Genomic DNA, 15,307 nt, shown 5'->3' with positions numbered 1-15,307 from the left:
GGTGGACGTCTTCCAGTTTCGCGAGCACCTGGTCGGCGAGTACGCCGAGTTCAGCCGCAGCTTCACCCTCCAGCGCTCCGACGACATTCGCGAGTTCGTCGACCGCGAATACGCCAGCCAGCGTTACTGGCCCGAGCCGCTCATCCAAATCAACCCGACATACCGCTCCGGCGGCACGGTCGACGAATGGGTCGCGGGCGGCCAGCTCAGCTCCGAGTGCTCGGCTATTTTTCGGCTGGGCAAGTCCGCCAGCTCCGCCGGCGTCACGTTGCCCCTGCACCAGCACCAGGCCGAAGCCATCAGCCTCGCGCTCGCCGGCGAGAGCTATGTGCTGACCACGGGCACCGGCTCGGGCAAGTCGTTGAGCTACTTCATCCCGGTGGTCGACGCCTGCCTGAAAGCCAAGCAGGCCGACCCCACCCCGCGCACGCGCGCCATCGTCATCTACCCGATGAACGCGCTAGCGAACTCCCAGTTGGAGGAGCTCAAGAAATTCCTGGGCTCGGACCCGGCCACCCGGGCCGTGAGCTTCGGCCGGTACACGGGCCAAGAGAGCGACGAGGAGCGGCAGGCCATGGCTGCGACCCCGCCGGACATTCTGCTGACGAACTTCATGATGCTCGAGCTGCTGATGACCCGGCAGAACGACATTGACAAGGCCGTCATGCGCAACGCCAAGGGGCTGCGCTTCTTGGTCCTGGACGAGCTGCACACCTACCGGGGTCGCCAAGGCGCCGACGTTGCCCTGCTGGTGCGCCGCGTCCGCGAGGCGCTGTCGGACAAGCTCATCTGCATCGGCACCTCCGCCACCATGGCGTCCGAGGGCACGCAGATGGAGCGCAACGCCGTCGTGGCCAAGGTCGCCCGGCGACTCTTCGGCACCGCCATCGCCGACCGCAACATCATCACCGAGACGCTGCGGCGCACAACACCCGAGCACGAGACGCTCGACAGCGTCCGCCCGCGCCTCGGCGCCGCCATTCGCGCAGGCGTTCCGACGGACCTCGGCCACGACGCCATGGCCGCCCACCCCATGTCGGTTTGGGTGGAGCTCATGCTGGGCCTGACCTACGAAGACGACAAGCCGCGCCGCGCCAAGCCGCGCACCCTGGCCGACGCAGCCAAAGCACTGAGCGCCGACTCCGGAGAGCCGTTCGAGGCGTGCCTGGCCTACCTGCAGCAGTTCATGCTGCGCGCGTACGCGGTCACCGATGGTGCGGGCAAGAGCCTGTTCGCTTTCAAGCTGCACCAGTTCATCGCCGGCGGGGGCAAGGTCTACACAACGCTGGAAGCGCCTGGGCAGCGTGCCATCACGCTCGACGGTCAGCAATTCGTCTCAGGCGACGACCAGAGGCAGCGCCGCTACTACCACGCGCACTTTTGCCGCGACTGCGGCCAGGAGTACCTCCCGGTCTGGGACACCGATAGACCCGAGGGGCGTGCTTTCGACGTGCGCAACATCGAGGAGCGGCAGCACGACGATGAGCAGGTCAAGTTCGGCTTCCTCATGCCTGACGGGCGCGGCTTGTGGGAGCCCGACAATCTCGAGCGCTACCCCGAGTCCTGGCTCGAGGAACGCGCTGATGGCGAATGGCGGGTCAAGTCCGGCCAGCGCAAGTTTGTGCCACAACCGGTCAAGGTACGACCCGATGGCGTGGTTACCACCGACCAAGGGCTGCAGGCTTGGTTCATCCCCGGCTCCTTCCGCTTCTGCCTCGCCTGCGGGGTGTCGCACAGCTCGGCGGGCAAAGACTCCCTGCGCCTGACCTCCCTTTCAGGCGAAGGCCGCAGCTCGGCCACCACCATGCTGACCCTGTCAGCCCTGCGCTACCTCTACGAGCAAGACCAGCAGCTGTCCGCCGAGGCCAAGAAGGTGCTCGGTTTCTCCGACAACCGACAGGACGCAGCGCTGCAGGCAGGGCACTTCAACGACTTCCTGCAAGTGCTGCTCACGCGCGCGGCGCTGCTGTCCGCCACGCAGAAGGCCGGAGGCCATGCACTGACGGAGCGCGAAGTGGCCAACGCCGTCTTCGAGGCGCTGGGCTTTCACCGCGACGACCCCGCCGTGCGCGCGGAGTACATGCAGCAGCCCGAGCTCAAGGGCAACACGCGCCGTCAGGTTCAGGAAGCCATGCGCGGCATTCTGGGCTACCGCACCTACTTCGACCTGCGCCGCGGATGGCGTTTCAACAACCCCAACCTCGAGCAGCTGGGCCTGGTGCGCATCAATTACCAGGACCTGAACGATCTCGCTGCCGATGCCGCCGCATGGGCGGATGCCCCGCAAGTCCTGCAGGTTGCCAGGCCCGAAGAGCGGGCGACGGTTCTGCGCGAACTGTTCAACTTCATGCGCCAGGGCCTGTGCATCGCCACGCGCTACCTCGACCGCACCGAGCTCGACCAGCTGCGCACCCAAAGCTACGCCAACCTGCGTGAGCCCTGGGGTTTTACCGAGGACGAGCGGCCGCTTCCCTCGCGCTGGTTCGTCACCTCCCGCCCCAAAGAGGAAACCGACCGCCGCGGCCGCCGAGTGAGGATTGAAGACTTCCTGGTCATCGGCTCCAGCCGCTCCCGCCTGGGCCGCGAGCTCCGCAAAGGCAGCACCTGGGGCGGCGGCAATCCGTACTCCAAGTTCATCAACGACCAGACCTGGTCGGACGTCGTCGGCGCGCTGCTCAAAGCCGCCGAGCCCTATGGTCTCGTGCGCAGGGAAGAGACCGATGTTGGCCTGATCGGCTGGCAGCTCAACGGTACGGCGCTCCTGTGGGAGCTCGGCGATGGCCAAAGCCAGCGCCAGGCCGACGACAACGCGTTCTTTCGCGGGCTGTACCGCAACATCGCCGGCCTGCTGGACAACCCGGTGCACCAGCTGTTCGACTTCGAGGCCCGGGAGCACACGGCCCAGGTCGAGCAGGACGACCGCCTGGAGCGCGAAGCGCGCTTTCGCTTCACCGAGAAAGACCGCGACGAGTGGCGCAAGAGAAACGGCACCGAGCTGGAGTGGCTACCCGTGCTGTTCTGCTCGCCGACCATGGAGCTGGGCGTCGACATTTCGTCGCTGAACACGGTCTACATGCGCAATGTGCCCCCCACCCCGGCGAACTACGCGCAGCGCAGTGGTCGCGCCGGCCGGGCAGGCCAGCCGGCGCTCGTCATCACCTACTGCGCCAGCCAGTCACCACACGACCAGTACTACTTCCGCGACCCGGTGCGCATGGTGCATGGCCAGGTGAACGCGCCGACGCTGGACCTGGCCAACCTGGAACTGGTCAAGAGCCACATGCACGCCATCTGGCTCGCGGAGACCGGCAAGCGCCTGGGCAACAGCGTCCGCGACCTGCTGGACATGAACGAGCCGCAGGCGCTGCCCATCACCGAGGACATGGCCAGCGACCTCGACAAGGCCGAGGCCAAGCGACGAGCCCACGAGCGTGGGCAGCGCGTGCTCTCGATGCTGGCCAATGAACTCACACCCCGCAGTGCGCCCTGGTACACGGACCACTGGGCGGAGTCGGTGTTCCAGCGCGCCTACAAGGAGCTCGACGGCGCCCTGCAACGCTGGCGCGACCTCTACCGTGCGACAGCCCAGGCCATCGAGCTCAACTTCAAGATTGAGAACAACCCGGCGGCCAGCGAACGCGAGCGCCGCGAAGCCCAGCAGCGCCACAACGAGGCGCGCAAACAACGCGACCTGCTGTTGGCCGGCGACAGCGCCTTCAACTCGGACTTCTACACCTACCGCTATCTGGCCTCGCAAGGCTTCCTGCCAGGCTACAACTTCCCCCGCCTGCCCCTGCTGGCGTACCTGCCGGCGCGTCGGGGTTCCATCGGCCGCGAGAGCTTCCTGTCGCGGCCTCGCTTCCTGGCGCTCAGCGAGTTCGGCCCCTACAGCCTGATTTATCACGAGGGCAGCCAATACCGGGTGACGAAGGCTCTGCTCACCATCACAGGCCAAGACCAGGTCAGTGAAGGTGCTCGCCTGTCCACTGAAGTGGCCAGGCTCTGCCCATCGTGCGGATACGGGCATTTCCGCTCCCAGAGGGATGCCGACCGCTGCGTCTCCTGCGGTGCGTCGCTGGCCGAAGCCCGGGAGATCAAGAATCTCTACCGCATCGAAAACGTCTCCACCAAGCGCGCCGAACGCATCACCGCGAACGAAGAGGAGCGGGTTCGCCAAGGCTACGAAGTGCAGACCACCCTGCAGTTTTCCGAGGCCGAGGGAAAGCTGCAAATGGTGACCACCGTCGTCGAAGACGCCGAAGGCCCTCTGCTGGAGATGCAATACGGCCCTGCGGCCACCGTCTGGCGCATGAACTTCGGTTGGCGCCGCCGCAAAGAGAAGGCCATCCAGGGTTTCATGATGAACCCGGTCACCGGCCACTGGGTCGGCGGCGTGGACGATGGCAGTGGGGAGTCTGAAGCTGAAGAAGCCCCGCCCGACAAGACACCGCCGCAGCGCATCGTCCCCTATGTCGAGGACCGCCGAAACATTCTCATCGTACGGCCGCACCACCGGCTCGGCGTGCTTGAAGCAGGGACGCTGACGACGTTGCAATACGCGCTCAAACGCGGTATCGAAGCGGTGTATCAGCTCGAAGAGAGCGAGCTGATGGCCGAGCCGCTGCCCACGCGCGACAGCCGCCAATCCATCCTGCTGTTCGAAGCCGCTGAGGGCGGCGCCGGAGTGTTGACGCGCCTGGCCACCGAGCCCGAGGCACTCGCCGCCGTTGCCGCCAAGGCCCTCGAAGTCATGCACTTCAAGGCCCCGCCGGCCGGCCAGACCTGGAAGCGCGACAACCTGGCCGAGGAACTGGACCACAAGGGCGAGCCGTTCTGCGAGGCCGGTTGCTATCGCTGCCTGCTCTCGTACTACAACCAGCCCGACCACACACTCGTTGACCGCAAGGACAAGGCCGCCGGTGGCTTGTTGCTGGACATGCTGTGCCGGCTGACCGAGGCCCGAACCAACCAGGGCACGCAGGGGCGCGGGCCGGAGGAGCACGACGCCCAGTTGGCGCGCACCGCGGGCAGCACCCTGGAGCAGGCCTGGCTCGACCACGTCTGCGAGCACGGCTTGCGCAAGCCCGACCGTGGACAGCACACCATCCCGGGTGCAAGTGCCTGCGCGGACTTTTTCTACGATGACCTGAACCTGGTCGTCTTCGTCGATGGCCCGCACCACGAGACCGACACCCAGCAGGCGCAGGATGCAGCCATCGACCGCAGGCTCGACGAACTCGGCTACCTCGTGGTTCGCTTCCCGAAGAACACCGGGGGCTGGAGCGCCATCTTCAAGAACAACGCCGACCTGTTCGGTCCCGGCAAAGCCTAAGCACCATGAACGCACCTATGCCGGAGTTCCTTCCGGGAAGCATTGTTTCGGCCCGCGGCCGCGAGTGGATCGTCCTGCCCGAATCAAGCCGGCAAACGCTGCGGCTGCGCCCCCTGGGCGGCAGCGAAAAAGACGAATCGCTCATCTACCTGCCGCTGGAGCTTCAGCCCGTCGGCCCAGCCACCTTCCCCTGGCCCGTGGTGGCACAGGCGCGCAACCACTCTGCCAGCCAACTGCTAATGGACGCCTTGCAGCTCAAGCTGCGCAGCGGCGCCGGCCCATTCCGCAGCTTTGGCAACATTGCCGTCGAGCCCCGTGCCTACCAGCTGGTGCCGCTGCTCATGGCCATGAAGCAGCCCACCGTTCGGCTGCTGATTGCCGATGACGTAGGTATCGGCAAAACCATCGAAGGCGCATTGATTGCCCGCGAGCTGCTCGACCGGGGCGAAATCCACCGCATGGCCGTGCTCTGCCCGCCGCACCTGTGCGAGCAGTGGCAGCGTGAACTGCAAGAGCGCTTTCACATCCAGGCCGTGGTGGTACGCAGCGCCAGCGCCACGCGCCTGGAACGCGACCTGCCGCCCGGCACCTCGGTGTTTGACGCCCACCCCTTCACCGTCGTCAGTCTGGACTACATCAAGTCTGAGCGCCGGCGCGAAGCCTTCCAGCGCTTTTGCCCCGAATTCGTCATCGTGGACGAAGCCCACACCTGCACCCAGGGCGGCCAGGGCCGCCAGCAACGCTTCCAGCTCCTGAAGGGCCTGGCAGACAACGCCCAGCGCCACATGGTGCTGCTCACCGCCACGCCCCACAGCGGCGATGAAGACGCCTTCTTCAACCTGCTGGGCCTGCTGCGCAAAGACTTCACCCAGCTCAAAGACCTGCCCGCCGGCGCCCGTACCGACCTGCGTGAAGACCTGTCGCGCCACTTTGTCCAGCGTCGCCGCCCCGACATTGCCGAGTGGCAAGACACCAGCATGTTCCCCGACCGCAAGACGGCGGAAATCACCTACAAGCTGACCGGCGCCTGGGGCCAGCTGTTCAACGACGTGCTGGACTACGCCCGCGAGCTGGTCGAGCGCTCCGAAGGCAAGGGCCAGCGCGAGCAGCGCATGAATTGGTGGGCCGCGCTGGCCTTGCTGCGCTGCATTTCCTCGTCGCCCGCCGCTGCCGTGAACGCCTTGCGCACCCGCCTCAAAGGCGGACAGGGTGAGGAGGAAGAAGGCGCGGAACTCTCGCTCGAAGAGCTCGAAGCCCAGGCCAGCGAGCGCGTCATGGATGGCCTCGACGATGCCCTGTCCACCGACGACATCGAGCCCGCAGCCCAGACCGAAGACACCGCGCACCTGCAACAGCTCATCGCTGCCGCTGAAAACCTCGCCGGCGCCGCCAACGACCCCAAGCTGGCCAAGCTGACCAGCCACCTGCAAGCCCTGGTGGCAGAAGGCTTTCAACCCGTGGTGTTCTGCCGCTACATCGCCACCGCCCACTACCTGGCCGAATCCCTGCGCGGCAAGTTCAAGAAAGCCACCATCAAAGCCGTGACCGGCGAACTCACCCCTGGCGAGCGCGAAGCCGCCGTGGCCGAGCTGGCGGACACCGAGCAACGCATCCTCGTCGCCACCGACTGCCTGTCCGAAGGCATCAACCTGCAAAACCTGTTCACCGCCGTGGTCCATTACGACCTGAGCTGGAACCCCACCCGCCACGAGCAGCGCGAAGGCCGCGTGGACCGCTTTGGCCAGCAAGCCAAAGAAGTGCGCAGCACCATGCTCTACGGCGAGGACAACCCCGTGGACGGTGCCGTGCTGCAGGTGATTTTGCGCAAGGCCGAAAGCATCCGCAAAGAGCTCGGCGTGCTGGTGCCCATGCCCGACGATGAAGGCAAGCTCACCCAGGCCCTGCTCAACGCCGTGCTGCTGCGCAAACACAATGCCATGGGGCAAAAGGCCCAAATGGGCTTCGACTTTGGCGAACCCGCCCGGCAGATTGACACCGCCTGGCAAAGCGCCCGCGACAAGGCCGCCAAAAACCGCTCCATCTTTGCCCAGCGCCGCTTGAAGCCCGACGACGTGCTGCCCGAATGGCGCAAATCCGCCGCCGCCCTGGGCAACGAAGACGACGTGCAGCGCTTTGTCAGCCGGGCCATGGCCAAGCTGGGCGCGGGTCTGGAACCCTACAAAAACCACTTCAAAGCCCCGCTGGACGCCTTGCCCTCCAGCTTGAAAGAGCGTCTGGCAGCAGAAGGGCTCAGCGGCACCTTGCGTATCGACTTTCAGCAGCCAGCAGCCCAAGGCTCCACCTTCATCCAGCGCACCCACCCCTTGGTGGTGGCCCTGGCCGACACCCTGCTCGAACAAGCCCTGGACAGCCAGCATGAAGACGCTGACGGCGTGGCCCGCGCTGGCGCTGCCTTTGTGGGCCATGTCCCCCTCAAAACCACCGTGCTGCTGCTGCGCCTGCGCCACCAGCTCAGCATCACCCGCGACAGCCACACCCGCCTGATGCTCTGCGAAGAAACCGTGGCCGTCAGCACCGCTGGTGCCGAGCCTTTGACCGAAATCCCCTTGCCACAAGCCCGCGAACTCCTGGGCGCACCGGCCAGCCGCAACATGCCCCCCGTGATTCGAGACCGCCATATCCAGCAAGCCCTGGACAGCCTGCCGACTTGGCAACCCGCGCTGGAGGCCATTGCGCAAGCTCGTGCCCAAAGCCTGCTGGCCGACCACCGCCGCGTGCGTGAAGCTGCCGAAGCCCGTGGCAGCTACCAGGTCACCGCCAGCCTTCCGGTGGATGTGATGGGTGTCTATGTACTGGTCCCCGCTGCGGTGGAGGTTTGACCATGGCCCGCAAAACCACCCAACAACTCGCGTACACCGCCCTGCGCATCGAGGGCGGCCTTATCCCGGCCGAAGAACTCACCCGCCTGACCACCCTGGCCGCACCCGAGGCCACCGAGCAGACCGAGGGGCACTACGACATCCCCAAGGGCCTCAAGCTGCGCGATGAAATCGCGCGGTACTTCAAGATTGCGCAAAACCTGTGGCAAGACTTTGCCCTGCAACGCCAGCGGCAAGACGCCAACCCGCACAGCGTCACGCTGCAAACCCTGCTGCTGCCCCTGCTGCGCCAGGTGCTGGGCTACACCGACCTGGCGGCGCGCAGCAGCCTGCCCGCCAGCGGCAACAGCCACCACAGCTACAACATCGGCCACGCCGCCCTGGGTGGCCGCCTGCCCGTGGTGTTGGCCGGCTTTGACCAGCCCCTGGACCTGGCCGCCGAGCGCTTTGGCGACACCAACCCCGACACCGGCCGCACCCGCCGCCGCAGCCCCTACATGCTGGCGCAAGAGGCGCTGAATGCGTCGGACGACTCCCTGTGGGCCATCACCAGCAACGGCCTGAAGCTGCGCATCCTGCGAGACAACCCCAGCCTGACCCGGCCTGCGTATGTGGAGGTGGACCTCGAAGCCCTCTTCACCGAAGAGCTCTACGCCGACTTCACCGCCTTCTGGCTGCTGGCCCACGCCTCGCGCTTTGGCAAATGCCTGCCCGACGGCAGCTACACCGAACCCACCGACTGCCCCTGGGAGCGCTGGCGCAACGCCGGCCAGCAAAGCGGCGAAACCGTGCGCATGAACCTGCGCTTTCAGGTCGAGCGCGCCCTGCGCAGCCTGGGTACAGGCTTTTTAAGCCACCAGACCAATACCAGCTTGCGCGAGCAGCTACAAAATACAGAGCACAGCAGCGCCACCAAACAGGCGTTTTTTGAAGAACTGCTCAGCCTGGTCTATCGCTTTATCTTTTTGGCGACCGTGGAAGACCGCAGCGACCCCAGCACCGGCCGCTCGCTCATCTTCACGCCCGAGGCCACGCCCGAGCAGCAAGAGCGCTACTGGCAGGGCTACAGCCTCACCTGGCTGCGCGAACGCGCCCTGCGCCGCAGCAGCCACGACACCCACAGCGACCTGTGGCAAGCCCTGTCCATCACCTTTGGCGGCCTGGCCAGCGGCCAAGCCGCGCTGGGCCTGCCCGCCCTGGGCGGCCTGTTTGCCCCAGCGCAATGCCCGCTGCTGCACCAGTGCCAGATAGACAACCACCACCTGCTGGCCGCCGTGTTCCAGCTGGGCTACTTCCGCCAGTCCACGGGCCTGACGCGCGTCAACTACCGCGACATGGGTGCCGAAGAACTGGGCAGCGTCTATGAAAGCCTGCTGGAGCTGGTGCCCGACTACCAGCACCTGAGCCAACCCCACGCCGCCCGCCTGGCCTTTGTGGGCGATGAGGACGAGGCATCAAACAAAGGCAACGCCCGCAAGCTCACCGGCAGCTACTACACGCCCGACAGCCTGGTGCAAGAACTCATCCAAAGCGCGCTGGAGCCGGTGATTGCTCAAACCGTGCAAGCCAACCCAAGCAATCCGGTCAACGCCCTGCTGGAACTCACCGTGTGCGACCCCGCCTGCGGCAGCGGGCACTTTCTGCTGGCTGCCGCCCGCCGCCTGGCCGACGAAGTGGCCCAACTGCGCGCCGCTGCCGTGGGCGGCGCCCCCACGCCGGCTGACTACCGCCACGCCCTGCGCGACGTGGTGGGCCGCTGCATCTATGGCGTGGACAAAAACCCCATGGCCATCGCCCTGGCCAAAACCGCCCTGTGGCTGGAGGCCTACACCCCCGACCGGCCGCTGACCTTCATCGACCACCACCTGCAGGTGGGCGATGCACTCCTGGGTGTGCTCGACCCCAAGATTCTGGAAAACGGCATCCCGGACGCGGCCTACGCCGTGCTCAGTGGCGACGACAAAGCCACCGCCGCCGCCCTGAAAAAGCAAAACAAGGCCGAGCTCAAAAGCTGGAAGCAGGTGGTGGCCAACGACCTGTTTGCCGCCACCCCCCTGGTGCAAGACGCCAGCGCCGTAGAACGCCTGGCCGACGACACCCTGGACGGCATCGCCGCCAAGCGCAGCGCCTGGGCGCACGTCAGCCAGCAAGCCGGGCAAAGCACCCTGGCCAAGCTGGCCGACACCTATGTGGCCGCCTTTCTGGCGCCCAAAGTGCCGCAAGGGGAGAAGCAAATCCCGCTCTCGGGCTACCTGTGGGGCCTGCTGCACCACAACCCCCACCAGCCGCCCCAGCCCGAACTGGCGCAGGCCGCGCACGACCTGTGCCGCGCCCACAGCGTGTTCCATTGGTGGCTCGCCTTTCCGCAGGTGGCAGCCAAGGGCGGCTTTGCGGTGATGTTGGGCAACCCGCCGTGGGAGGTGTCGCAACTGGGTGAAGAAGAATTCTTCGCAGCCCGTGCGCCGTCAATTGCCAAACTGTCTGGCGACAAGCGCAAAAAGGCCATTACAGGATTGGCAACAGAGCAACCTTGGCTGTGGGACGAATACCAAACAGCGAAACGAGGCTACGAGGCCACCAATTTGTTTTATCGGGAGTCGGGCCGTTACCCGCTCTCAGCCGTTGGAAAGCTCAACACTTACCGCTTGTTTGCTGAAGCCATTGAGCAGTTGGCATCAAAAAAAGGACGCGCGGGCTTTATCGTCCCCACTGGGATTGCCACCGACGATACGGCGAAGGACTACTTTGCTCATATTTCCCAGAGTTCAAGGCTGGCGAGCCTGCTGGACTTCGAGAACAGCGATGCAGTTTTTCCAGCAGTTCATCGCAGTTACAAGTTCAGCCTTCTCACCTTGGGTAACACGCCAGAAGCTCAATTTGTGTGCTTTGCCACACAAGTTCAGCACTTGATAGACAGTCGCCGCCGGTTCACCCTCACGCCCGACGAATTCCGCCTGATTAACCCCAACACCCGCACCTGCCCGGTGTTCCGCAGCCAGCGCGATGCCGAGCTGACCAAAAAGCTCTACCGTGCAGCGCCCGTGCTTATCCGCGAGGCTGAAATGGCGGGCGAAGGCAAAGACACGCGGGAAGTGGCCCCAGAAATCAATCCTTGGGGTATCAGCTTTTCCCAAGGCTTGTTCAACATGACCAGTGCGAGCGACCTGTTCATGAACGGGCCAGCGCAAGGCAGCGAACATCGTCGGCTGCCACTCTACGAAGCCAAGTTGATTCACCAATTCGACCACCGCTGGGCCACGTTCGTCCCCGACCCAGCAACAAGTAACGACGATTGGTCATCGCGGGATGTCACGCCCAGCGAAAAAACTGACCCGTCGTACCAAGTAGCAACCCGCTACTGGGTGGATGAGCGCGAAGTGCTGGCCCGCATTGCCCGCGTGCCCAGCCGCGTAGCCAACGCCTGGCTGGCCTGGCAACAGGCCACCGACGCCGCCCAGCACAACGGCAGCAGCAGCGCCGCAGCCACCGCGCTGCAAGAGCGCCACACCGCCCTCACCCTGGCCCTGGCCAGCTGGGTGGCCGGCGCGCTGTTCCGCACCGAGGCCGAGCGTCTGCACGCCAACCACCCGGCGCCCAGCCCAGCCCTCGCCACCGGCAGCCTGTTTGCAGAATATGAGCCAAATCAGCATCTAATGCCCGCCCAGCAAGCGCAAGCAGCTATCAATAAAGGAGTGGAAACCGATGCTGCACGCTGGAGCAACACCACGGTATTGCGCGCCACCGAGGCCACCGAGCGCCTGCTGGCCAGCCACCACCCCCTGCTGGCCGACGCCCTCAAGGCCGACGGCACCAGCGGCAAAAAAGCCCTGCCCCTGTTCCAGAAATGGGCGCTGCAAGACGCCCCCCGCCAAGGCCTGGGCCTGAGCAGCGACGAACTGGCCCACCTGCAAGCCCTGCAAACGCCCGGCACCACCAGCATGGCGCTGGAATGGCTGAACGCCTGGATGGACCGCCGCAGCCCGAGGTGGTTGATGGGGTGGCGGGACATCACCAACGCGACCAACGAACGCACCGTGATTGCTTCGGTGGTGCCAAGGGTGGGGGTGGGGAACAACATGCCATTGATGCTGTTCGCCCCTGCAACCAACGCTGCCAATCAAGCGGCCCTGTTGGGCAACTTGGTGTGTTTGACTTTCGACTTTGTGGCTCGGCACAAAGTGGGCGGAACCCACCTCAATTACTTCATCTACAAGCAGCTCCCCGTCCTACCCCCCGAGCGCTATACCCCCGCCGACTTGGCCTATATCGTCCCGCGCGTGCTGGAACTCACCCACACCGCCCACGACATGCAAGCCTGGGCCGACGACCTGCTGGCCGCCCTGCCAAGCGCCGACCCGCGCCCGCCCGAGCAGCACGGCATCCCGCTGCCTCCCTTCCCCTGGAACCCCGAGCGCCGCGCCCAACTGCGCGCCGAACTCGACGCCTACTACGCCCGCCTCTACGGCCTCACCCGCGACGAGCTGCGCTACATCCTCGACCCGGCGGACGTGCTGGGCGCGGACTACCCCAGCGAGACCTTCCGCGTTCTTAAGAAGAACGAAATTCAGGAGTTTGGGGAGTATCGGACGCAGAGGCTGGTGTTGGAAGCCTGGGACCAGCTGGCCAACTTGTCGTCTGCAACACAATCATTGGACGTTACATATTCCACTCAGGGGGTGATTCGCAGCGCTGAAGAAGGTGCTTTGGCGGGCCTTGTGATGGCAGTCGTGGCGGCGCGAATGGAGGCTGTTTCGTTGACCGCAATCCAATCAGCTCTGGCTGGGTTGACGACGGCAACGCACTACCTTGGGTCGGTCGATGGTCCTCGTTTTGATGCTTTGCGAGGCTCGTTGGGCATTGCCGATGTGGTGCCGCTATTGAGCCGCATCCTGCCTATCGTGCAGCGCCTTGAGGCCATCGGCGTACTCGTACGCTCCACCCAAGGAGGGGAGCAGGTCTTTGTACGTGGCTCCGCACCGCCGCCGCGTGAAGTCATCGCACTACCTGAACACACGGAGGCCGCTCGGCTGCTGTGGCTGGCAGAGGAGCGTCGCAATGCGTTGACTGTGCCGCAAGTCGGTACCGCACACGATGGCACAAAAGCCACCGGAACACAGTGAGGTGAACCAGATGGCAAGCTGGCTCAAGGACTTCCGTCCAGTCCGCGTTCAACCCCGGCTGTGGGTGGAAACCTTGTGGCTTGTTGAGTCCCGTGAGCCGCTTGTATTTACGCGCACCATCGACCTGCATCCTGGGCTGAATATCGTTTGGGCCAAGGAGTCGTCGCCCAGCGAGGCCTCGGGCTTGGCAAGTGCGGGTCACGGCGTGGGCAAAACTTCGCTGTGTCTGCTCCTCAGGTATGTCCTGGGTGACGAAGCACCAGCCATCGCCACCCTGCGGGCCAAAGCGGCCGGCAGTTTTCCCAAGGGCGGTGTGGCTGCGAAGGTCCATCTCGATGGAGCCACTTGGTTAGTCTTCCGTCCGTATGGCGGTCACAGCCACTCCATGGCTGCCCAATGTGACTTCTTGGAGCCGTTGGTGGGTGGGGCGGTAGCCAATGATTTCAGCGGCTACAGCAATGCGCTGGAGCAGTTTTCGGTTGGTCGGCTGGTGGCTCGTTCTCTGCCTGGTACGAACCAGAAGCTGGAGTGGCGCCACCTCCTGGCCTGGTGTATCCGAGAGCAAAGTACTCGCTTTGACGGCTTCTATCACTGGCGTGAGGGCGAAGGCTTGGGCTTCAAGCGCTCCAGGCGCGACCCGCCTCTGCTCGTGGGTTCAGTACTGGGTTTGGTGGGCTTGGAGTTGGACAGGCTGCTGCGCGACATAGAGACCAAACAGAAGCAGATGGAACAGTGCAAGGAGCGCATTCCTGAGCTCGAACGCATGCCTGTTTACGCGCTGGCACATGCTGAACGTCAACTGCGGTTGCGTGTAAAGGCGCAAGAAGATGAGCCAGTCTTCATGACCACGGTTGGAGACTCGATTGAGTCGCGTGTTCAATCTCTTCTGGAGCTTGCCGAGCAGTCTGAACAGCGCTTGGAAAGCGATGCGGAAAAAATGGAGGAAGTCCTTGCAGGGGAGCTGGTACGCCTGCATGAGCTCACCAAGGCCCGGGAGTTGGCGAAGCTGGAGGCAGACATCGCCAAGTCGCTGGTGGATGTAAATCGCGTGGACTTCGAGCGGCTGACCAAGTTACGAGACCGGCTAGAAGGCCTGGCAGGGCGGTGCGACCACGGGAATGTCGAGTTCGAGGCTTGCCACCATATCCAGGAGCGCAAGAGCACGGTCAGCATGACCTGGCACCGTGACGGGCGGCAAGTGAGGGCGACGGCCCCGGAGCTTGCGACTCGCTACGCCGTCCGGTCCGCGGCGCTCGTCAAGGCTGCAAGCGCTGCTGCAGCTCAACTACAGCGCATCTCCGAGAAGAAAGCGGAGCTTCGCCGACTGCGTGTTCGCATCGCCACCAGTGAAAGCGAGCGGGCGTTCTTGAAGCAGTCCTGGGACGCGCTTCGGCTGCAACACACACAAAGAGCTCAGGGCGGCGATACGGCCGAGCTTCTTGAGGCACGTAGACAGCTGCAGGAGCTCGAAACAGCGCTGAATGCGCTTCGGCTTGCCGAGGTCAGCCGAAGGTCTGAGCAGTCTTCGAGAGTCGATGCGATTAAGGCCCTGACGGCAGCCGTTTCGACCAGGCTTCTGGGCGCGGCCGGCCATGCGCGATTCGTTCCGGGGCATGAGGTTCGGCCCTTCGAAGTTGCGCGGGGCGGCGAGGCCTACCAAGTGCTGGAGGTACTTCTTGGCGACATCGTGTGTCTGCTTGACTCCGCCGTGTCCGAAGCCAGTAACCACCCCGGCTTCTTGGTCCATGACTGCCCCAGGGAGGCTGACATGAGCGAGCGCCTATATCAGGAGTTTTTTCTCGCCGCAGCCGAGGCTGCTGAGCAGCTCGGCCAATATGGCGCTGTCCCGTTTCAGTTCATCGTTACGACGACGTCGCCGCCTCCCCAAGAACTGGGGAAGGCCCCGCACCTCATCCTTGAATTGGCGCCGGGCGCTGACGACGCCCTCCTGTTCAAGCGACAACTTGTGCCTGAGCTGTCAGGGTTCGATTCCGAGTGATTTCAGTAGACACAAC

The 15,307-nt window shown here is 64.7% G+C and carries 4 protein-coding genes; all 4 read left to right on the top strand.

Features of this window, described 5'->3' with window-relative positions; all coding sequences use genetic code 11:
• The first annotated feature begins 1 nt into the window (after nucleotide 1).
• Genes H6927_12100 through H6927_12085 form a run of 4 tightly spaced genes read left to right on the top strand, consistent with a single transcriptional unit; the run spans nucleotide 2 to nucleotide 15,291 of the window.
• The gene (locus H6927_12100) at nucleotides 2-5,332 is read left to right on the top strand and encodes a DEAD/DEAH box helicase (GenBank protein ID MCP5218838.1); all 5,331 of its coding nucleotides are present in this window, start codon (nucleotides 2-4) and stop codon (nucleotides 5,330-5,332) included.
• A gap of 5 nt (nucleotides 5,333-5,337) precedes the next feature.
• Nucleotides 5,338-8,172 (top strand): DEAD/DEAH box helicase, encoded by a 2,835-nt coding sequence (locus H6927_12095; GenBank protein MCP5218837.1) that lies wholly within the window; start codon nucleotides 5,338-5,340, stop codon nucleotides 8,170-8,172.
• A 2-nt stretch (nucleotides 8,173-8,174) separates the two neighbouring features.
• On the top strand, nucleotides 8,175-13,292 hold the full coding sequence (locus H6927_12090; protein ID MCP5218836.1) for an N-6 DNA methylase: 5,118 nt from the start codon (nucleotides 8,175-8,177) through the stop codon (nucleotides 13,290-13,292).
• 10 nt (nucleotides 13,293-13,302) lie between these two features.
• Nucleotides 13,303-15,291, top strand: coding sequence for a hypothetical protein (locus tag H6927_12085; GenBank protein MCP5218835.1), 1,989 nt, complete (start codon nucleotides 13,303-13,305; stop codon nucleotides 15,289-15,291).
• The last annotated feature ends 16 nt before the right edge of the window (nucleotides 15,292-15,307 follow it).

The organism is Burkholderiaceae bacterium (assembly GCA_024235995.1).
Classification (GTDB): Bacteria; Pseudomonadota; Gammaproteobacteria; order Burkholderiales; family Burkholderiaceae_C; genus Ottowia.
The sequence above is the reverse complement of the archived record's forward strand: the minus strand, read 5'-3'. Positions and strand labels throughout refer to the sequence as shown.